Genomic DNA, 20,385 nt, shown 5'->3' on the forward strand with positions numbered 1-20,385 from the left:
TCCGTCAGTTCTCGGACTGGAGGGTGTCGGCGTCGATCTGTGCGTCGAGTCCGCGGAGTCCCGCATCGAGGTCGCGGACCTTTCCGGCTTCGACGTCGTAACCGAAGTCCTGGAGCGCGGTGACGTATTGGGCGCCGTTGATGGATGGCGGCAGTGCGGTGCTGTGCGGATGCGCGGCGATGCCGAGGAAGGTGCGGAAGGTCGGATCGGCGTCGAGTTTCGGGGAGGTGAGGGCGGCGTTGGTCGACGGGACGTTGTGGAGGGCGTTGGCGAAGGCGACGACCTGGTCGGTGTCGACGGTCAGGAATTTCACCAGTTCCCAGGCGGCGTTCTGGTGCCGGCTGCTGTGGGCGATGCCGGCGACCGTGCCGGTGAGACAGCCGCGGCCGTAGGTGTCGGCCCGGTCGTCCGGTACGGGCATCGGCGCGGTGCCCCAGGCGAAGGGCGCAGGGGCTTTCCGCAGCAGGAGGCCGCGCCATTCGCCGTCCATGTGCATGGCCAATTTCCCGGTCAGGAAGGCGTTCTGGGAGGACATCTCGTCGCCGAAGGTGGTGCGGAACCTCTCCGTCGGGCCGTAGCCGCCCTGGGCGTCGATCAGTTCCCGCTGGGTGGTGAAGAAGTCCTTGGTCGCCGGGTCCTTCGCCAGCTGCGCCTTGCCGTTCCGGTCGAAATAGGTGGGGCCCCACTGGGCGAACAGCCGGTCCGGACTGTTCTGGTAGAGCCTGAAGTTGGGCATGAATCCGAGCTGCCGGTAGGTGCCGTCCGTTGTGCGCCGGGTGAGTTCGACGGCGTCCTTTTTCAGTTCGGACATGGTGTGCGGGGGGCGGCTGATGCCGGCTTTTTCGAAGGCGTCCTTGTTGTAGTAGAGCCCGTAGGTGTCGGCGAGCAGCGGTAGGGCGCACTGCTTTCCGCGGTACTGGGTGTAGGCGAGGAGGGGCTTGGGGAAGACCTTCTCCTTCACCACTCCGGTCTTCTTCAGGAAGGGGTCGAGGTCCGCCCACATCCCGGAGGAGCAGTACTGGCCCACGTTGTTGGTGGTGAACGACGAGACGACGTCGGGTGCGTCGCCGCCGCCGGCCCGCAGCGCCTGGTTCATGGTGTCGTCGGTGACGTTTCCGGTCGCCCGGACTCTGATGTGGGGGTGCAGTCTCTCGAAGCGGGCGATGCTGTCGTCGATGGCCTTCACCTCGTCCGGGGTGGACCAGCCGTGCCAGAAGTTCAGGGTGACCGGCGCGGTGGGGTCGTCGCGGTCGCTGCCGACGGCGGGACGGGCGCAGCCCGACAGGAGCAGTCCGGCGCCGGCCAGTGCCGCCGGCAGGCAGGTACGCAGACGCGGGAGCAGCATGGCGCCATCCTTTGCGGCAGGAGAGTGCGGTGCGGTCGGTGCGGTAACGGCGGTGCGGCGGCGGCCGTCCGGTCGCGCGCGGCGCTCATGCGGTGTCGAACACCGCGTCGCGGGCCTCGGCGAGCGCCGTCAGGAGGGCGCCGGTGAGGATCGGGTTGCCTGCGATGTTGCTGATGCGCAGTTCCGGGCGGGGCAGTGCGAGTCCGGTGAACTCCTCCTCGACTCGGGCGCGCAGCGCCTCGCCGCCGGCCTGCGGAACCTCGCCGGAGAGCACCACCAGCTGCGGGTCGACGACCGCGACGACCGCCGCCAGTCCGGTCGCCAGCCGCCGCGCCACCTCCGCGCGGACGTCGTCCCGCGCCAGCGCCCCGGCGACGGTACGGACCCGCGACGCCCCGTATTCCCGGGCCAGTTCGATGACGTTCGGTGCGCCGACCAGCCGCTGGAAGCCGCCGCCGGCGTCCGGCCGGGCGGCACTGCGGTCGCCGCCCCGGGCCAGTGGGGCGCCCGGCAGCGGCATGTAGCCGATCTCGCCGGCGCCGCCGGTGGCGCCGCGCAGCAGCCGGCCGCCCAGCACGATCGCGGCGCCGACGCCCTCGTCGACCCACACCAGGACGAAGTCGTCGAAGTCCTGGGCGGTGCCGTCGTGTTGCTCGGCCACCGCGGCCAGGTTGACGTCGTTCTCGATGACGAGGGGGGTGCCGAGGACGGCGGTCAGCTCCTCCTTCAGGGTCCGCGACTGCCAGCCGGGGAGGTGGGGGGCGTAGCGCAGCCGGCCGGTCTGCGGGTCGAGGGCGCCGGGCGTGCCGATGACCGTGCCGTGCAGTTGCCCGCGGTCGAGTCCGGCCGCCTCCAGCGCCCCGTCGACGGCCTCGGCCACCAGCCGGGCGGTGCGGTGCGGGGTGCCCTCGGCGACCGCGTCGGTGCCGACGCGGGCCTCGCCGAGGACCCGGCCGGTGATGTCCGCGACGGCGGCGGTGATGCCGAGCTGGTCGACGGCGAGCGCGGCGACGTGCGCGGCGAGCGGATTGACCTCGTACAGCTGGGCGTTGGGGCCCGGCCGGCCGGTGACGTTCCCGGTCGTGCGCACCAGTCCGGCGGCGGTCAGGCGCGCCAGGAGTTGGGAGGCGGTCGGCTTCGACAGTCCGGTCAGCTCGCCGATCCGGGTGCGGGTCAGCGGCCCCTGGGACACCAGCAGGTCCAGCGCGGCCCGGTCGTTCATCGCCCGGAGTACCCGCGGTGTGCCCGGAGTTCCCTGCCCTGCTGCGGCCATGGTTGCTGCCCACCCCGTGTCTGTTAGGAAACCTTCCAATTTCTGGAAGGGAAGGTAGGCCGCGCATCAGGGGCGCGTCAATGGTTTCGGCGGCGGATTCGTCCGCCGCGCGGCGCGCACGCGGTGCCGTGCGCGGCGCGGCTCGGCGCGGGCAACGGGCGCCGTACGGGCCGGACATGGCGAAGGGGGCGCCCGGTGGTCGGCCGGTACGCCCCCTCTTCCCCCTTGAAGGGATCCCCCTGTCCCTCCTGGGGCCGGATTCCCCCGTAGCCGCCCGGCCCCCGTTCACGGCGGTCTAACGGTGCTAGCCCTCCTGCCAGTTGACGCTGCCGACGCCGGTGCCGCCGTCGCAGGTGGCCTCGGAGTGGTCGCGGGCGCCCGGGTTGAGGGTCCGCCACGGGCCGGTCTGGTCGGGCCACCAGCCGCAGACCACGGTCACCCGGAAGGCGATGGTGCGGTTGGTGTTGTTGGTGCAGTCCGCGGTGCCCCGGCGGCCGTCGGTGTTCGTGGTGCAGGTGAGGTCGTTCTGGATCCGGGCGGACGCGGAAGCGGGGGCGGCGGCCGTCAGGGCCGCGGCTCCGCCGAGCATCAGTACCGAGGCGACGGCCCCCGTGGCCACGCGATTGCGGATGGTCATCCGTGCATCTCCTTCTCCGTCGTGCGCACCGGCCGCGCGGGTCGTCCCGTGCGGACCGGCGGTGCTGACATCCGGCACACGATGCGGGGGAGCGCTCCGTATGACAGAGGAGGGTGTGACGTGCGTCACACCCTCCTCTGTGTCGTGCCGGACTACTTCTCCAGCTGCGGCGGCGGGATCGGGTTCGACCTCTGCGACTGCGGGGACGTCGGGTTGCCGAGGGCCGAGGGGGCGGTCATCCCGGCGGTCGGGTCGGCCGGCGCCGCGCCGTCCTCCGTGGCGGCCGGGCGCGGCGCGAGGTGGATGCCGGCCGCGTCCAGCGCCTGCTTGATGCGCCAGCGCAGCTCGCGCTCCACACCGGCGGACTTGCCGGGCATGGTCTTGGCCGTGACGCCGATGGTGACGGTCTCCAGCGAGACCTCGCGCAGGCCGAGCACCTCCACCGGCTCCCACAGCTGCTCGTTCCAGGGCTCGGCCTTGGACATCTCCTCACCGGCGTCGGTGATCGCCGCGCGGGCCCGCTCCAGGTCCTGGTCGGCGGCTATCAGCACGTCGACGCTGGCGGTGGACCAGCCCTGGCTGAGGTTGCCGATCCGCTTGACCTCGCCGTTGCGGATGTACCAGATCGCGCCGTTGGCGCCGCGCAGCTTGGTGACCCGCAGGCCGACCTCGATGACCGTACCGGTGGCCACACCCGCGTCGATCTCGTCGCCGACGCCGTACTGGTCCTCCAGGATCATGAAGACGCCCGACAGGAAGTCGGTGACGAGGTTGCGGGCGCCGAAACCGATCGCGACACCGGCCACCCCCGCGCTGGCCAGCAGCGGGGCCAGGTTTATCTGGAGCACGGAGAGCACGGTCAGCGCCGCCGTGCCCATGATCACGAAGGACGCGACGCTGCGCAGCACCGAGCCGATGGCCTCGGAGCGCTGCCGCCGCCGCTCGGCGTTGACCAGCAGCCCGCCCAGCGCGGTGCCCTGGGCGGCGGCAGCGGTGCGGTTCATCCGCTCGATGAGCTTGGTGATGGTGCGGCGGATCACATGCCGCAGGACCACCGCGATGACGAGGATCAGCACGATCTGCAAGGCGGACGTGAGCCACGTCCCCCAGTTCGCCTGCACCCAGCCGGCGGCGTTGGTGGCCTTCTGGGTGGCCTCGTCGAGGGAGGTCGGACCGGTTGAGCCGGACGCGGCGGTGCGCAGCGGCGCGGCGGCGGCCGACGGAGCGGACCAGTACACAGCGGAACCTTCCGTGAGGGACAGCAGGCCCGGCCGCGGTGGGACCCGAGAAGCCGAGCAGATCTACCACACTAACGGGGCAACGAGGGCAGACCGCGCCTGTGTTCGATCAAGGCGGCCCCGGAACGCCCGGAAAGAGCCGGATCCGGCGGGATCTGCGCCGGTGTGGTGGAAAACACCTCCGGCCCGTTACCCGGTCATGGTGGCGCTCCGACCAGGCACCGGGGGACACTGTGGGGAGATCGTCCCGGCGCGAGCCACGCGCCGCCGGCGTACAAGGAGGCACCCGTGCCGCATGTCCTGGTCCTCAACGCGTCGTACGAGCCGCTCGGCGTCGTACCGCTCCGCCGCGCGCTCATCCTCGTCCTCAATGAGAAGGCCGTCAGCCTTGAGGAGTCCGGCGCCCTGATGCACAGCGCGACCCATGTCATACCGGCTCCGAGCGTCGTCCGCTTGAAGCGGTTTGTGAGAGTGCCCTTTCGTGGCCCCGTTCCGCTGACCCGCCGGGCGCTGTTCGCGCGTGACGGCGGGCGCTGTATGTACTGCGGTGGCGTCGCAACCAGCGTCGACCACGTCATCCCGCGCAGTCGCGGCGGCCAGCACACCTGGGAGAACGTCGTCGCCGCCTGCCGGCGGTGCAACCATGTCAAGGCCGACCGCCATGTCGCCGAGATCGGCTGGCGGCTGCGCCATCAGCCCGCCCCGCCGTCAGGACTGGCGTGGCGGATCATCGGCACGGGCCATAGGGACCCGCGCTGGCTGCCTTACTTGCAGCCGTACGGCGCGGATGACGCCTTGGCCCGGATCGATGCCGTATCGGCGTAGATCCGGGTTTTGTCGTGGCGGGGGCTTCTGCGGCCCCCGCCACGGCGTTTCCGCGGCACGGCGGTTCCCCAGCGCCCCGGGACGGCGCTCAGCCGCCCGGCGTCACCGCGTACGCCTCCACCTCCCACAGCGAGTACCCGAACCGGGTGGCCCGCTTGTCCCCCTGGACGCGGACGAAGCGGGCGTCCTTCGCGTCCATCCGGATCGCCTCCCGGCCCCCCTTGCCGTCGCGGACCGTGGCGGCGGTGCGCCAGACGCGGCCGTCGGATGAGACCTGGATGCGATAGGCGGCGGCGTAGGCGTCCTGCCAGTTGAGGACGACCAGGCCGAGCCGGGTGGGGCGGGGGAGCGCGAACTGGAGCCAGGCGCCGTCCTCGGCGGGGGAGGACCAGCGGGTCTTCGGGTCGCCGTCGGTGGCGGCGGACGCCGGGAAGTCGTCGGTCTCGTCGCCGGACGAGGTGGTGTCCGCGCCGCGCGCCAGATCGGGGCCGCCGGTCGGCGGGAAGACGCGGACCGTCAGATGCTGCTCCTGGCCCGCGAAGCCCACGACGATGTCGTACGTCCCGGACGGCGCGTCCTTCGGGATGTCCACCGCCAGCGGGACGGTGGCGGTGCCGCCGCGGGGCGCGGTGAGCTCCTTCGGCGCGTGGACGGTGAAGCCCTTGGGGGCCTTGACCGTGAGCGTGTCGTGGACATCGGCCGGGCGGCGGGAGAAGACCCGCGCGTCCACCGTGGCGCTGCCGCCGGTCTCCGCGTCGGTCTCCTTGCGGGACAGCTCCAGACCGGCCCGCGGGGTGTCGTCGAACCACGGCGTGAGCGCGTGCACGGACGGCGCCTGTGCGCCCTTCGCCCAGGTCATCCGTACCGCGTCGGCCCGCAGCCCGGCCGTCGGCGACTCGGTCCAGCCGGTCGCCGAGAGCTGCCCGAGCCGCTGCCAGCCGCTGCCGGGCACATGCGCCTCCAGGGAGACCGCGCCCGCGGTCGGCCCCGGCTCGGTCAGCGCGGTCACCGCGGCCAGTGGCCGGGCCCGCGGGAAGGGCACCGTCAGCGACGCCGGGTCGGCGCCCCGCGCCGGCCGCGGGACGGCGTTCCGGGCGCCGGTCCAGGCGTCCGCCTCGGCCATCGCCCGGTCCAGGAACGGCGAGAGCACCCCGGTGCCGACCGTCACCGGGCTCTGCTTGATCTCCGTACGCAGCCGCAGCACCGCGCGCTGCGCCGACCAGGCCGCGTCCCCGTCGCCGTGCGCCTGCGCCAGCAGCGTGTCCACGGCCTGCTCTCCGGCACTGCCGTAGCGCCCCAACTGCGTGGCCCACGGCCCGACTTCGGCCCGCAGATCGGAATTCAGGCCCTTCGGCACGGCGACCATCGTGCGGAACGCGGCCCGCAGCGCCGCGGCGGCCTCGGCGAAGTCGGGGTCGTCGCCTTCCCGGCCGCGGTTGATCGCCGCCTCGCGGGTCTTCCAGAACCGGTCGAGCAGCGGCCGGAGATACGCCGACTCGTCGCCGTCCAGCAGCGACGAGGAGGCGTTGCCGGCCAGCGCCCGCAGGGCCGTACGGGCGCCCTGGTCGGCGCCCGCGAGGTCGTCGATGGCGGCGTCCCAGGACTGCGCGGGGCGGTAGTCGCGCGGGTTCCAGGCATAGTCGGCGGCGGTGAACAGCGGGATCCGGGAGGCGACCGGCTGCTCCATGGCGTTGGCGAGCAGCGCCGCCGAGCCGGTCGCCACCGCCGGCTCGCGACCCGTGTACGGGCCCAGGAAGATCCGGTCCTGGGCGTAGTCGTTGACCGGGTAGTTGTCCATGGTGACCAGCGGATGGCCGAACGCCTGGCGGGCGGCGGACAGTTCACCGCCGGTGATGGTCCGCGGCACCACCCCGACGCCCGTCCAGGCCACCTCCACATGGTCGTTGAGCGCCGCCGACAGCGCGCCCCGGTACGCCGTCGCGCCGTCCTGGTAGTACTCGGTCGGCATCAGCGACAGCGGCGCGGCCTCCGGATGGCGCTCCGCGAGGTGCCGGGCCAGCGCGTTGGCGACCCCGGCCTGCGCCTTGGCGGCGGCCTGCGGGCCGGTGCCGAAGGTCTCCTCGTCGGCGCCGCAGTGCCACTCGCTGTAGCTGACGTCCTGGAACTGGAGCTGGAAGGCGCGCACCCCCAGCGCCCACATCGCGTCCACCTTGCGGCGCAGCGCCCGCAGATCCTCCGCGGAGGACAGGCACATCGCCTGGCCGGGGGCGACCGCCCAGGCCAGCGTCACGTGGTTGGCGCGGGCCCGCTCGGCGAGCGCCCGGAAGTCGGCCCGCTGCTCGGCCGGGTACGGGTCGCGCCACTGCGCCTGGCGGTAGGGGTCGTCGCCCGGCGCGTAGAGGTACTGGTTCTGCTTCGTACGGCCCATGAAGTCCAGCTGGGCGAGCCGCTGCGCCCGCGTCCACGGCTGCCCGTAGAACCCCTCGGTGGTGCCCCGGACCGCCGTCGCGGGCCAGTCCCGCACCGCCACCGAGGCCAGCTGCCGCCCTCCGTCGGGGCCGTCCGTCACCAACTGGCGCAGCGTCTGCGCGGCGTGGAAGAGGCCGTCCGTGCCGACCCCGTCCAGGGCGACGGTGTCCCGGCCGGATACCTGGCCGACGGCGAGCCGGTAGCCGCCGGGCGGCAGATCGCCGCGGGCGGGCACCCGCAGCGCCCGCAGCGCGCCGTCCGCCGGGGCGCCGCCGACGAGGAACACCGGCCCGCCCGCGGGCAGCGGGTCGCCGGGCGCCGCCTGCCGGACGGTGTGCACCCCGGCGTCCCGCAGCAGCCCGCGCAGCACGTCGAGGGCGTACGGGTCGGTGTCCGGCGCCGCCACCACGACGGCCTGCCCGCCGAGCGGTACGGCCGTGCCGAGCTGCCGGAGCGACTGGGGCCGCGGCCAGACGGCGGGCACCTGCCCGGCGCCGGCCGGCCGGTCCGGCTGGTCGGGCGTCCCGACGGAGGGGTCGGCGGGCGCCGCCTGGGCGCTCGGTACGCCGCCCAGCAGGCCCCCTATCACCGCCGCCGCCAGCGCGGTCGTCCCGGCCACCCGGGCCCGGGTGCCTCCCCGGCCCGTCGCTGTGGCCCTGCCGCCGCCCCAAACGCCCCGGACTCGCACCGTCGCTCCTCGTCCCCGTCTCGCGCTCACCGGCCCGCGCCGGCTCCCCCTTCGTCCCACCGCCCGGCCGCCGGGGCCCCGCGCACCCGAGGCGTCCGTCCGGCCGGCGGTCGCCGCGGTGGAGGCTGGTGGTCGTGGTGCGCGCGGCGTGGAGAACCGGGGGGTTGTGTACCCGCCGGTACCCGTTCGGACAGACCTTCGGCTGTGAGCCCACCATTGTGCCGGTAAACGTGTCAACCGGGCCTAGGCGGCGGCTCCGTTCGCCCGGCGGCGGCCCCTCCGGACAGCCGGCGGAATGCACCTTTTGTCGCGGCCGGCCGACAGGTGCGCGATACGGCGGAGCGCCGCAGGAATTGCGTTCCCGGACCCCGTTCCCGCGTGTTCTGTGCGCCCGTCGGCGCTCCCCGCAGTGAAATCGCCTGTGGATGGGTAGTGTGACGTGGGTCACGTTTGCACGGTGAATACGTCTGCGATCGTGCCGACTGGGTAGGGCAGACGTGTCCCACTACCGATGAACGGGAGGCCCTCGTGGCCGCATCCGCTCAGTTGCTCCTCGACGCACTGGCCACCAAACCGGCAACCGCGCCGGCCGAGCCCGACCTCTTCGACGGCGTGTCCGGTCCCGACTCCGGCCTCGACGGCTCCGGATCCTTCAGCTTCGCCGAGCCGCCGCTCACCAGCGAGCCGCCGCTCGCCGACATCGCCCCGCTGACCAGCGAGGTGCCCATCGCCGCCGAACTCCCGCTGACCAGCGAGCCGACGGCCGCCGGCCTGGGCACGGAGTCCATGGAGGTCTGAGCAGCCATGGGCCGCGCGCGGCTCGCCCGGCTCCACGGCATCGCCACGTCCTACGAACCCTCGCCGGGCCAGGCCGTCCACGTTTCCGAGGACACCGTCGTCGCCGTGCTCGCCGCACTGGGCGTCGACGCCTCCACGCCGCACGCCGTACGCACCGCCCTCGCCGCCTACGAGGAGACCGCGGGCCGCGCCCTGCTGCCGCCCACCGTCACCGCCCGCCGGGGCCGGCCACCACACCTCGCCGGCCTTCCCGAAGGCACCGTCCTGCGCGTGCGGACCGAGGACGGCGGCATCGTCGGCGCCGAGCTCCGCGACGGCGCGTTCCGCGGCGGGGCACCGGGAACCGCACCCCTCGCCGAGCTGCCCCTCGGCGTCCACGACCTCCGCGCGGACGCCCCCGACGGCCGCACCGCCCGCGCCCGCCTCATCGTCGCCCCCGACCGGGTGCCCGAACCGCCCGGCCGCAGCCACGGCTTCCTCGTCCAGCTCTACTCACTGCTGTCCCGGCACTCCTGGGGCATGGGCGACCTCGGGGACCTCGCCGACCTCGCCGCCTGGTCCGGGCGCGCCCTGGGCACCGGCTTCCTCCAGCTCAACCCGCTGCACGCGGCCGTCCCCGGACCGCCCACCGACCCGTCCCCCTACCGCCCCTCCTCGCGCCGCTTCCCCGACCCGGTCCATCTGCGGATCGAACACATCCCGGAATACGCCCAGTTGGCCGGAGCCGACCGCGCCCGGGCCGGCGAACTGGCCGCACAGGCCCGCGCACTGCGCACCGCGGTCCTCGACGACGGCGCGCTGATCGACCGGGACGCGGTCTGGGCCCTCAAGCAGGAGGCCCTGGAACTGCTCTGCGCCGTCCCGCTCACCCCGGGGCGGCGCGCCACGTACTGCGACTTCCTCGCCGAGCAGGGCCAGGCCCTGGAGGACCACGCCACCTGGTGCGCGCTCGCCGAACGGCACGGCCCCGACTGGCGCGGCTGGCCCGCCGGCCTGCGCGACCCCCGCTCGCCCGGGACCGCCCGGCTGCGCCCCGAACTGCTGGACCGGATCGACTTCCACTCCCGGCTCGCCTGGCTCACCGACCAGCAGCTGGCCACCGCCCAACGGGCCGCCAGGGAGGCCGGGATGGGCATCGGGCTGGTGCACGACCTCGCCGTCGGCGTGCACCCCTCCGGCGCCGACACCTGGGCACAGCGGCACGCCTTCGCCGCCGGGATGTCCGTCGGCGCACCGCCCGACGCCTTCAACTCCCGCGGCCAGGACTGGGGCCTGCCGCCCTGGCGCCCGGACGTCCTGGCCGCCGCCGGCTACGCCCCGTACCGCGCGCTGCTGCAAGGACTGCTGCGGCACGCCGGCGCGCTGCGCATCGACCACGTCATGGGGCTGTTCCGGCTGTGGTGGGTCCCCGAGGGCCGCCCGCCGACCGAGGGCGCGTACGTGCGCTACGACGGCGAGGCGATGCTCTCGATACTGGCCCTGGAGGCACACCGGGCGGGCGCGGCGGTGATCGGCGAGGACCTGGGCACCGTCGAACCCGGCGTCCGCGACGCACTCGCCGAGCGGGGGGTGCTGGGCACGTCCGTGCTGTGGTTCGAACGGGACTACGGGAACGGCGCCCCGCCCGACGCGGACCCGGCGGCGCAACCGGCCGCCGCCGAAGCCCGGATCCTCGCCCCCGAGGAGTGGCGCGCCGGCTGCCTGGCCACCGTCACCACCCACGATCTGCCGCCCACCGCCGCCCGGCTCACCGGCGAGGACGTCGCGCTGCGCGCCCGCCTCGGACTGCTCGCCGGCCCCCCGGAGCAGGAGCGGTACCGTGCCGCGTGCGAACTCCGCGAGTGGCTGGGCGAGTTGGCGCGGCAGGGGCTGCTCCCCGAGGGCACCGGCGAAGAGGAGGCGGCGGTCAAGGCCGTGCACCGCTTCCTGCTGCGCACCCCGGCGCGGATGGTCGGCGTCTGGCTCCCGGACGCCGTGGGCGACCGCCGCCCGCAGAACCTCCCCGGGACATGGGACGAATACCCGAACTGGCGCCTCCCCATCGCCGGCCCCGACGGCCGCCCGCAAACCCTCGAAGAGCTGGCGGCGTCACCCCGACTGCACGCGCTGATGCGGGAGTTGGCGTCGGTGGACCGCTGACGCCGGCCCGTCGCACACCCTTCCGGCGCGCCGCGGCGCCCGGCACCGTGCCCCGGACACCCCGCCCGGAACGGCCGGACCGCCCCCGAGGCCCTTGCCGCGCCCACCGCCTCCGGGACCGCCGTACGCCGCGCCTCCGCAACGGATCGCCGGCCCGTTCCGGTCGAGAGCATCCGGAATATCTGGCAAATCCGGGATATATGGAACATCCGGCACGGGCGGCGGAGCGAGCGCTGTACCGCGGAGGCGCGGATCGGCGTAGGGCGGGCCGGTGGACGGTGGTGACCCAAGGCGCCACCACCGAGCACCAGCGGATCCTCGCACCGCACCGCACCGCACCGCGCCGGACCGCGCCGGGCCGCATCGCATCGCATCGCCCGCCCCGTTGGCCGCGGACGCTGCAAGGAGCCGTAAGACGCCGTAAGACGCCGTAAGGCGCCGGAACAGGCCCGCGCGCACCGGGTCCGCGCCGGGTCCGCGCCGGGTCCGCACCGGAGTCCGTACCGGGTCCGGGACGAGTTGGCCGCCACCCTGGACCTTCCTCCGGCCGGTGGCGCCGCACCGCAGCCATGTCCCCCCGGCCTGCCGTGATGCGGCTTGCGCCACCCCGGGCGCGCGGAGTGGGCAGGCGTCCGATACGTTGATTGGGTGAGCAACAAGGTCAAGAACGTGAAGAACACTGCCCTGCGCGCCGGAACCGTCACGGCCGGCACCGCGCTGCTGCTGCTGATGTCGTCCCCCGCGTTTGCGCTCACCCGCGACGACGGTGACGACCCGGGTCCGGGCCTGAGCGTGATCGAGACGCTCGGTCTCTACGTCGTCCTGCCCGTCGTGCTCTTCCTCGTCATCGCCGGACTGGTCATCGTGACCGACAAGTCCCGCAAGCGGGCCGAGCCCAAGAGCTGAGTCCACCACAGGGCTCGGCACGGGCTCCGCGGGCTGACCGCCCGCGCCCGAAACGTCAAAGGGGTGCCCCCGGTCCATCCGGACCGGGGGCACCCCTTTGCTGTACCCGGACGCCGGTGCCGTCCCCGGAGGTCGGTGCCGTCCCCGGAGGCCGCGTTGGCTCCTCCCTCATTCCGTCCTGGCTCACCCCCGGGTCGTTTCCGCAGGTGAAAAACCGGTTGCAGAGCGGCTGTTGAGCGCTTTTCGACCGTTTTGTTATTGGGGAACTGTTTAACCGGACTGTACCTACGATGACGTAACCTACGGGGCCGTAGGTCAAAACCTACGGAGCCGTAGGTCCGTCGTCCCCAGGAGTTCCCCTTGACCATCGCCCCCGCCCGCCATAACGGAGAGCGCGGCCAGGCCGCCTGGAGTGACGCCCAGCTGCTCTACGCACTCGAAGAGGTCGTCGAGAAGGAGCTCAACCGGCACCTGAAGGTCGCCAAGGAGTGGATGCCCCACGAGTACGTGCCGTGGAGCGACGGGCGGAACTTCGACGGTGTGATGGGCGGCGAGCCCTGGGCCCCCGACCAGTCCAAGGTCTCCGACATCGGCCGGGTCGCGCTGGTGGTCAACCTCCTCACCGAGGACAACCTCCCCAGCTACCACCACGAGATCGCCACCCTCTTCGGCCGGGACGGCGCCTGGGGCACCTGGGTGCACCGCTGGACCGCGGAGGAGGGCCGGCACGGCATCGTGATGCGCGACTACCTGCTCACCAGCCGCGCGGTCGACCCGGTCGAGCTGGAGCGGTTCCGCATGGCCCACATGTCCGAGGGCTTCGAGTCCGACAACGGGCACAGCATGCTGCACTCGGTGGCGTACGTCGCCTTCCAGGAGCTGGCCACCCGCATCTCGCACCGGAACACGGGCCACCACTCCGGCGACCCGGTGTGCGACCGGATGCTGGCCCGGATCGCCACCGACGAGAACCTCCACATGGTCTTCTACCGGAACCTGCTCGGCGCCGCCTTCGAGCTGGCCCCCGACCAGACCATGTGTGCGGTGCGGGACGTGGTCGTCAACTTCCGGATGCCCGGCCACGGCATGCCCGGCTTCGAGCGGGCCGCCGTCCGGATGGCGGTCGGCGGGATCTACAACCTGCGTATCCACCACGACGATGTGCTCCAGCCCGTGCTGCGCTTCCTGAAGGTGCTGGAGATCGGCGGGCTGGGCTCGGTCGGGCTGGCGGCGCAGGAGGAGCTGGGGCTGTTCATGGGCGGACTGGACGGGCAGGCCCGGAAGTTCGACGAGCGGCAGGCGGCGATCCTGGCCCGCCGGGCGGCCCGGCAGTAGGCCCGCCGGGCGGTGGGCCGGGGGCCTGAACGCTGCCAGCCGGGCGGCGGGCCGGGGAGTCCGCCCATGACCTGAACCCGCCGGGGAGTCTGGACCCTGGGGGCGGTGGGCCCGGGGGCCTGCGGGTCCGGTCCACCGTCCCGGGGTGAGGGGCCGGCGCCTCGCGTGCTGCTTCCTTACACTCGCAACGATTACGGAGAGTGATGAGTTCCTTGCGTGTGGTGAGGGGTGGTGGCGGGTGGTCGGGCGGGGTGGACTGCCCGGGTACGGGTGTTTCCGTCGGTCACGGGTGTTCCTTTCAGTTTTGCTGAAAGGAAATGGCTGAAGTATTCGATAGACCTGATGCTTGACGGGCTGCCACGGTGGATCCGTATCCACCACCGAGGGAGAGGAAACCGTGGCAGTCCTGGAGCGGGTCCGAGTCCGCCGCACACCGTCCGCGCAGGCCGTGGGCCTGGCGCTGGCCCTGACGGCGACCGTCGTCTGGTCCGGCAACTTCGTCATCGCCCGCGCCCTGCACGACACCGTCCCGCCCGTCCAGACCGCCTTCTGGCGCTGGATCGTCGCGCTGCTCGCGGTCGCCCCCGTCGCCCTGCCGCAGGTCCGCCGCCAGTGGCCGGTGATCCGCCGGAACCTCGGATTCCTGGCGCTGGCCGCCCTGTTGGGCGTCACCCTCTTCAACACCCTGATCTACACGGCCGGTCGCAGCACCTCCGCCACCAACATGGCCATGATCGCCGCCGCTTCGCCGATGATGATCGCCCTCTTCGACCTCGCCGGAGGGCGGCGCGGCGGCGGGCGGGAGAAGCTCGGCGCGCGCCGGGCGGCCGGCATGGTGATCGCGCTGCTCGGCGTCGTCACCCTGGTCGGCAAGGGCTCGCCGGCCGCGATCCTGCACCTCGACTTCGCCACCGGCGATCTGTGGATGCTCGCCGCGACCGCCACCTTCGCCGGCTACAGCGCGCTGCTGCGCCGCCGCCCCCAGGAGATCGGCGGGCTCTCCTTCCTGTTCACGACCTTCGCGCTGGGCGCCGCGATGCTGCTGCCCGCCTACGCGATCAGCCTCGCCGCCGAGGGCGGCTTCCGGCTCACCGCCGGCACCGCGGGGCCGCTGCTCTACGTCGGCGTACTCTCCTCGGCCGTCGCCTACTTCACCTGGAACAAGGCCGTCGCCCTGGTCGGCGCCGCCCGCGCCGGGGTCGTCTACTACCTTCAGCCGGTCTGCGTGGCGCTGCTCTCCTCGGCGGTCCTGGGCGAGGGGATCGGGGCGGTGCAGGTGCTGTGCATGGCGCTGATCGTCGCCGGGGTGGCGCTGGGGGCGGCGGGCAGCCGGCGGTGACCGGTCCGGCCGTGGCGGGTGCGTACGCTGCCCGCATGGCCGACTGGGACATCAAGAAGCTGCGCATCCTGCGCACACTCCAAGAGCTGGGCACGGTCACCGCGACCGCCGAGGCGCTGCACATGACGCCCTCGGCGGTCTCGCAGCAGCTGACCGGGCTGGCCAAGGCGCTCGGGGTGACGCTCCTGGAGGCCCACGGCCGGCGGGTCCGGCTCACCGACGCCGCGCAGCTGGTGCTGCGGCACGCCGAGGCGGTCTTCGCCCAGCTGGAGCGGGCCGACGCGGAACTCCTCGGCTACCTCCAGGGCGAGGCGGGGCAGGTGCGGGTCGGCGCCTTCTCCACCGCCATCCCGGCGCTGGTGGTCCCCGCCGTGCAGGAGCTGCGCCGTACCCATCCGGGCCTGGCGGTGGCCGTACGGGAGGCGGAGGCACAGGCCGCGTACGAGCTGCTGGCGGAGGGCAGCGTGGATCTCGCCCTGTCGCTGGCCGCGCACGCGCCCACCCCCCGCGACCCCAGGTTCAGCCGGGTCTCGCTGCTCGCCGACCCGCTGGACGTCGCGCTGCCGGCCGGTCATCCGCTGGCCGCCGAACCGGGGCTGCGGCTGGCCGATTTGGCGGGTGAGCCGTGGATCTTCGGCAGCAGCGGCCCCTGGTCCCAGATCACCACCACCGCCTGCGAGAACGCCGGGTTCGTCCCGGAGCAGGCGCATGCCGCCGCCGACTGGAGCGCGATCTGGGCGATGGTCGCGGCCGGGATGGGCGTCGCGCTGGTGCCGCGGATGGCGCGGTCGGGCGGGATCCGGGGCCTCGGGCGCGGCTCCGGGGTGGCGCTGCGGGTGCTGCACGCCGACCAGCCGCGCCGCCATGTGGTCGCCGCCGCCCGGCGCGGTTCCGAGGACGCGCCGGGGCTCGCCCGGGTGCTGGCCGCACTGCGCCAGGCCGCCGCCGCGCAGACGGCCAGGGGGAGCGCGGACACCGCCGAGCCACCCGGAACCGTTCAGTCCAGCTGAACACAACCATCGAAAACTTTCGATGGACCTGTCGGGTGCCCCGCTGCGACGGTGGACCGGTCCCCAGCACCGCCCGCCGCGCACGAAGGGAACCGCATGCCCGCCACCCCGGCCGCCGACTCCACCGATCCCCACGCCAACGACGCCGACCCGTACGGCGGCGGCGACCCCTACGCCGACTACCGCGGCGGGGACTTCCCCTTCACCGCGCTCGTCGACCTCGCCGACCGCCGCTTCGGCGCCGGGGTCGTCGCCGCGAACGACGAGTTCTTCGCCGAGCGCGAGAACCTGCTGAAGCCGGGCCCGGCGGTCTTCGACCCCGAGCACTTCGGCCACAAGGGCAAGATCATGGACGGCTGGGAGACCCGGCGCCGGCGCGGTGCCGACGGCGAGCACCCCTTCCCGACCGAGGACGAGCACGACTGGGCGCTGATCCGCCTCGCCGCCCCCGGCGTGATCCGCGGCCTCATCGTCGACACCGCCCACTTCCGCGGCAACTACCCCCAGCAGGTCACCGTCGAGGCGACGTCGCTGCCCGGCAGCCCCGGCCCCGACGACCTGCTGGCCGACGGGGTCAAGTGGGAGGAGATCGTCCCGCGCACGCCGGTACGCGGCCACGCCGCCAACGGCTTCGCGGTCACCGCCGAGCGCCGTTTCACCCACCTCCGCCTCAAGCAGCACCCCGACGGCGGCATAGCCCGCCTCCGGGTCCACGGCGAGGTCGTGCCCGACCCGGAGTGGCTGGACGTGCTCGGCTCGCTCGACCTGGCTTCCGTGATGCACGGCGGTGTGGTCGAGGACGCCTCCGACCGCTTCTACTCCTCGCCCACCCAGATCATCCAGCCCGATCTGTCCCGCAAGATGGACGACGGCTGGGAGAACCGCCGCCGCCGGGTCCGGGGCACCAACGACTGGGTGCGCTTCCGCCTCGCCGCGCAGGGCGAGATCCGCGCCGTCGAGATCGACACCGCGTACCTGAAGGGCAATTCGGCCGGCTGGGCCGCCCTCTCCGGCTGCGACGGCGACCCCGAGGACGCGTCCGCGTGGTTCGAGATCCTGCCCAGGACCAGGCTCCAGCCCGACACCCCGCACCGCTTCGTGCTGCCCCGCCGGGTCACCGCCACCCACGTCCGCCTGGACGTCTTCCCCGACGGCGGCCTGGCCCGGATGCGCGTCCACGGCGACCTCACCGAGGCCGGCCGCGCCGAGCTGATCCGCCGCTTCGACGAGCTCAACGGCTGACCCCGCATCCCGCCGGGCCCGCGGGAGGGGGGCGGGGCCCGGCGGACCAGGACTCGCCCGGCGGACGGCAGCGCCAGCCCGCGCCGCCGCCGGGCGTCACCAACCCTGATCCAGAAGCCCGTTACAGGGGCGTGCCCCGGAACCTCATGGGTTCCGGGGCACGCCCCTGTGAGGTCCGCGGGGTGCGGGTCAGCCCGCCGCCGCGTCCGCCGCCTGCGCCTTCAGCGCCCGCTCGACGCCCGCGCGCGACTCCGTCACCAGGCGGCGCAGCGCCGGGCTCGGGTCGGTCGCGGACAGCCAGGCGTCCGTGGCGTCCAGGGTCTCCTGCGAGACCTGGAGGGACGGGTAGAGGCCCACCACGATCTGCTGGGCCATCTCGTGGCTGCGGGAGTCCCAGACGCCCTTCACGGCGTCGAAGTACTTCGCCGTGTACGGCGCCAGCAGCTCCCGCTGGTCGGTCTGCACGAAGCCGGCGATGACCGCCTCCTGCACGGCGTTCGGCAGGTGGTCGGACTCCACCACCGAGGCCCAGGCCTCCGCCTTGGCCTCCGCCGTGGGCCGCGCGGCGCGGGCGGTCGCCGCGTGCCGCTCGCCGGCCGAGGTGCGATCCCGCTCCAGCTCCGCGGCGATGGCCTTCTCGTCCGCCCGGCCGGTGGCCGCCAGCCGCTCCAGCAGGGACCAGCGCAGCTCGGTGTCCACGGCCAGCCCGGCGATCTCCTCCGTACCGTCCAGCAGCCCCTGGAGCAGGTCCAGTTGGGCGTCGGTACGCGCCGACGCGGCGAACGCCCGGGCCCACGCCAGCTGGTGGTCACCGCCGGGCGCAGCCGCCCGCAGCTGCGCCAGCGCGGCCTCGGTCCAGGTGGCGAGCCCGGTCTCGCGCCACTCCGGTGCCGCGTACAGGTCGATCGCCAGCTTCACCTGGCGGTGCAGGGACTGGACGACGCCGATGTCGGTTTCCTTGGCGATGCCGGAGAGGGCCAGTGCGAGGTAGTCCCGGGTGGGCATCTCGGCGTCCCGGGTCATGTCCCAGGCCGATGCCCACGACAGCGCCCGCGGCAGTGACTCGGTGAAGTCGCCGAGGTGCTCGGTGACGACCTTCAGCGACTGCTCGTCCAGCCGGACCTTGGCGTACGACAGGTCGCCGTCGTTGAGCAGGATCACATCCGGCCGCGGGGTGCCCTCGGGGTACGGGACCTCGGTCAGTTCGCCGTCCACGTCCAGCTCGACGCCTCCGGTGCGGACGAGCGTGCCGTCCTGGAGGTCGTAGTAGCCGATCGCGATCCGGTGCGGGCGCAGTACCGCCTCGCCGGTGGCCCCGGCGGGCAGCGCGGGCGCCTCCTGCCGTACCGCGAACGAGGCGACGGTGCCGTCCGCGGCCAGTTCGATCTCGGGCCGCAGGATGTTGATGCCCGCGGTCTGGAGCCACTTCTTCGACCAGTTCTTCAGGTCCCGGCCGCTGGTCTCCTCCAGCGCCCCCAGCAGATCGCTCAGCCGGGTGTTGCCGTAGGCGTGCGCCTTGAAGTACGCCTGCACGCCCTTGAAGAACTCGTCCATGCCGACGTACGCCACGAGCTGCTTGAGCACGCTGGCGCCCTTGGCGTAGGTGATGCCGTCGAAGTTGACCAGGACGTCGTCCAGGTCGCGGATCTCCGCCATGATCGGGTGGGTGGACGGCAGCTGGTCCTGCCGGTAGGCCCAGGTCTTCATGGAGTTGGCGAACGTGGTCCACGAGTGCGGCCACTTGCTGCCCGGCGCGTAGGCCTGGCAGGCGATGGAGGTGTACGTGGCGAACGACTCGTTCAGCCACAGGTCGTTCCACCACTCCATGGTGACCAGGTCGCCGAACCACATGTGCGCCAGCTCGTGCAGGATGGTCTCCGCGCGCACCTCGTACGCCGCGTCGGTCACCTTCGACCGGAAGACGTACTGGTCGCGGATGGTGACCGCGCCGGCGTTCTCCATCGCCCCGGCGTTGAACTCCGGCACGAAGAGCTGGTCGTACTTCGCGAACGGGTAGTCGTAGTCGAACTTCTCCTGGAACCAGTCGAATCCCTGCCGGGTGACCGCGAAGATCTCCTCCGCGTCCAGGTGCTCGGCGAGCGACGGCCGGCAGTAGATCCCCAGCGGCACCGAGCGCCCGTCGGCGCCCTCCCAGCTGCTGTGCACGCTGTGGTACGGGCCGACGATCAGCGCCGTGATGTACGTGGAGATCCGCGGCGTGGGCTCGAAGCCCCACACCGTCCCGTCGGTGCCGCCCGGCTCCGGCGTCGGCGAGTTGGAGATCACCGTCCAGCCCGCCGGGGCCGTCACGGTGAACCGGAACGTCGCCTTGAGGTCCGGCTGCTCGAAGCTGGCGAACACCCGCCGGGCGTCCGGCACCTCGAACTGCGTGTAGAGATACGCCTGCTGGTCCACCGGGTCGACGAACCGGTGCAGCCCCTCACCGCTGTTGGTGTACGCGCAGTCCGCGACCACCGTGAGCTCGTTGCCGCCGGCCCGCAGTCCCGGCAGCGCGATCCGCGAATCCTTGAACACCGCGTCCGCGTCCAGCGCCGCGCCGTTGAGGACCACTTCGTGCACGGCCGGCGCGACCAGGTCGATGAACGACTCCGCGCCGTCCTCGGCGGCGTCGAACCGCACCGTCGTCACGGACCGGAACACGCCCCCCTCCTGCGCGCCGCTCAGGTCCAGATCGATCTCGTACGCGTCGACGGTCAGCAGCCGCGCCCGCTCCTGCGCCTCTTCGCGGGTCAGATTCGTGCCAGGCACCCGTGCCTCTCCTTCGCATTCGTCATCGCATCGGACTCTTCGGCCATCCTTCCACGCCGGGTCCGTCGGAGCCGGTGGGTAACCTGATCGCAGAGGCAGTCGGCACAGGAGAGGCGAGGGCCGTGACGGTACTCGACCGGCTCTGGCGCGATGTGGAAGCCCAGACGCACATCGAGGGGTACGCCGTCGAGATCATCGACGGAAAGGTGATCATGACGCCGCACAGTCCGATCCGGTCGCACACGATCCGCAGCCTGATCCGGCAGGCGGAGCGCGCGCTGGGGCTCTACGAAGGCAGTGGCGCCGACGGTTACGAGAAGAGCACGCCGTTCGCCTACGGCGATGTGGTCGAGATGGACCTCGCAGATGGGCGTAAGTTCGCCGTCGACACGAGCGGCTTCCCCGGCGAAA

General features: G+C 73.1%; 14 protein-coding genes and 1 pseudogene. 9 read left to right on the top strand and 6 right to left on the bottom strand.

Annotated elements, in window-relative coordinates; genetic code table 11:
- Positions 1-4: 4 nt before the first annotated feature.
- The 4 genes from IEZ17_RS10310 to IEZ17_RS10325 form a co-directional block, all read right to left on the bottom strand.
- A complete protein-coding gene (locus tag IEZ17_RS10310) occupies positions 5-1,345 on the bottom strand; it encodes an ABC transporter substrate-binding protein (RefSeq protein ID WP_189298732.1) in 1,341 nt (446 codons plus the stop codon).
- Positions 1,346-1,430: 85 nt separating this feature from the next.
- Entirely contained in the window at positions 1,431-2,567 is a 1,137-nt protein-coding gene (locus IEZ17_RS10315; RefSeq protein WP_189298734.1) for an ROK family transcriptional regulator, read from the bottom strand.
- 355 nt (positions 2,568-2,922) lie between these two features.
- Complete coding sequence (locus IEZ17_RS10320; RefSeq protein WP_189298737.1) at positions 2,923-3,255, bottom strand: hypothetical protein; 333 nt, start codon at positions 3,253-3,255, stop codon at positions 2,923-2,925.
- Positions 3,256-3,407: 152 nt separating this feature from the next.
- Positions 3,408-4,493, bottom strand: a complete 1,086-nt coding sequence (locus tag IEZ17_RS10325) for a mechanosensitive ion channel family protein (protein ID WP_189298739.1) — start codon at positions 4,491-4,493, stop codon at positions 3,408-3,410.
- A 288-nt stretch (positions 4,494-4,781) separates the two neighbouring features.
- Between IEZ17_RS10325 and IEZ17_RS10330 the strand changes: the two genes are divergently transcribed.
- Complete coding sequence (locus IEZ17_RS10330) at positions 4,782-5,318, top strand: HNH endonuclease (protein WP_006605595.1); 537 nt, start codon at positions 4,782-4,784, stop codon at positions 5,316-5,318.
- Between the two features lie 88 nt (positions 5,319-5,406).
- Here the strand turns inward: IEZ17_RS10330 and IEZ17_RS10335 are convergent, their stop codons facing one another.
- Positions 5,407-8,367 carry a glycoside hydrolase family 84 protein gene (locus IEZ17_RS10335; RefSeq protein WP_189298741.1) on the bottom strand — a complete coding sequence of 987 codons (2,961 nt, stop codon included), beginning with the start codon at positions 8,365-8,367 and terminating at the stop codon, positions 5,407-5,409.
- Between the two features lie 597 nt (positions 8,368-8,964).
- Here IEZ17_RS10335 and IEZ17_RS10340 point away from each other — a divergent pair.
- The 7 genes from IEZ17_RS10340 to alc all read left to right on the top strand — a co-directional run bounded on the left by IEZ17_RS10340 (position 8,965) and on the right by alc (position 17,205).
- Positions 8,965-9,234, top strand: a complete 270-nt coding sequence (locus IEZ17_RS10340; RefSeq protein WP_189298742.1) for a hypothetical protein — start codon at positions 8,965-8,967, stop codon at positions 9,232-9,234.
- 6 nt (positions 9,235-9,240) lie between these two features.
- Positions 9,241-11,373 (top strand): 4-alpha-glucanotransferase, encoded by a 2,133-nt coding sequence (gene malQ / locus IEZ17_RS10345; protein ID WP_189298743.1) that lies wholly within the window; start codon positions 9,241-9,243, stop codon positions 11,371-11,373.
- A gap of 648 nt (positions 11,374-12,021) precedes the next feature.
- Entirely contained in the window at positions 12,022-12,279 is a 258-nt protein-coding gene (locus IEZ17_RS10350) for a hypothetical protein (RefSeq protein ID WP_189298744.1), read from the top strand.
- 360 nt (positions 12,280-12,639) lie between these two features.
- Complete coding sequence (locus tag IEZ17_RS10355; protein WP_189298745.1) at positions 12,640-13,614, top strand: acyl-ACP desaturase; 975 nt, start codon at positions 12,640-12,642, stop codon at positions 13,612-13,614.
- A gap of 397 nt (positions 13,615-14,011) precedes the next feature.
- Positions 14,012-14,953: a DMT family transporter gene (locus IEZ17_RS10360; protein WP_229852126.1), complete on the top strand. Its 942-nt coding sequence runs from the start codon at positions 14,012-14,014 to the stop codon at positions 14,951-14,953.
- A 35-nt stretch (positions 14,954-14,988) separates the two neighbouring features.
- Positions 14,989-15,963, top strand: coding sequence for a LysR family transcriptional regulator (locus tag IEZ17_RS10365; protein ID WP_189298746.1), 975 nt, complete (start codon positions 14,989-14,991; stop codon positions 15,961-15,963).
- Between the two features lie 96 nt (positions 15,964-16,059).
- Positions 16,060-17,205, top strand: a complete 1,146-nt coding sequence (gene alc / locus IEZ17_RS10370) for an allantoicase (RefSeq protein WP_189298747.1) — start codon at positions 16,060-16,062, stop codon at positions 17,203-17,205.
- Positions 17,206-17,394: 189 nt separating this feature from the next.
- On the opposite strand, the gene pepN is transcribed toward alc, so the two are convergent.
- Positions 17,395-19,974, bottom strand: coding sequence for an aminopeptidase N (pepN, locus tag IEZ17_RS10375; protein WP_189298748.1), 2,580 nt, complete (start codon positions 19,972-19,974; stop codon positions 17,395-17,397).
- A 122-nt stretch (positions 19,975-20,096) separates the two neighbouring features.
- Between pepN and IEZ17_RS10380 the strand changes: the two are divergent.
- Positions 20,097-20,385, top strand: a pseudogene (locus IEZ17_RS10380) (hypothetical protein); the annotation flags it as partial.

It is taken from the genome of Streptomyces albospinus, assembly GCF_014648695.1.
Taxonomy (GTDB): domain Bacteria; phylum Actinomycetota; class Actinomycetes; order Streptomycetales; family Streptomycetaceae; genus Streptomyces; species Streptomyces albospinus.

Bases quoted from the DNA above. Each gene is read 5' to 3' on its own strand.
- IEZ17_RS10310 (WP_189298732.1), bottom strand. From the start codon at position 1,345: ATGCTGCTCCCGCGTCTGCGTACCTGCCTGCCGGCGGCACTGGCCGGC.
- IEZ17_RS10315 (WP_189298734.1), bottom strand. From the start codon at position 2,567: ATGAACGACCGGGCCGCGCTGGACCTGCTGGTGTCCCAGGGGCCGCTG.
- IEZ17_RS10320 (WP_189298737.1), bottom strand. From the start codon at position 3,255: ATGACCATCCGCAATCGCGTGGCCACGGGGGCCGTCGCCTCGGTACTG.
- malQ (WP_189298743.1), top strand. From the start codon at position 9,241: ATGGGCCGCGCGCGGCTCGCCCGGCTCCACGGCATCGCCACGTCCTAC.
- IEZ17_RS10365 (WP_189298746.1), top strand. From the start codon at position 14,989: ATGGCCGACTGGGACATCAAGAAGCTGCGCATCCTGCGCACACTCCAA.
- alc (WP_189298747.1), top strand. From the start codon at position 16,060: ATGCCCGCCACCCCGGCCGCCGACTCCACCGATCCCCACGCCAACGAC.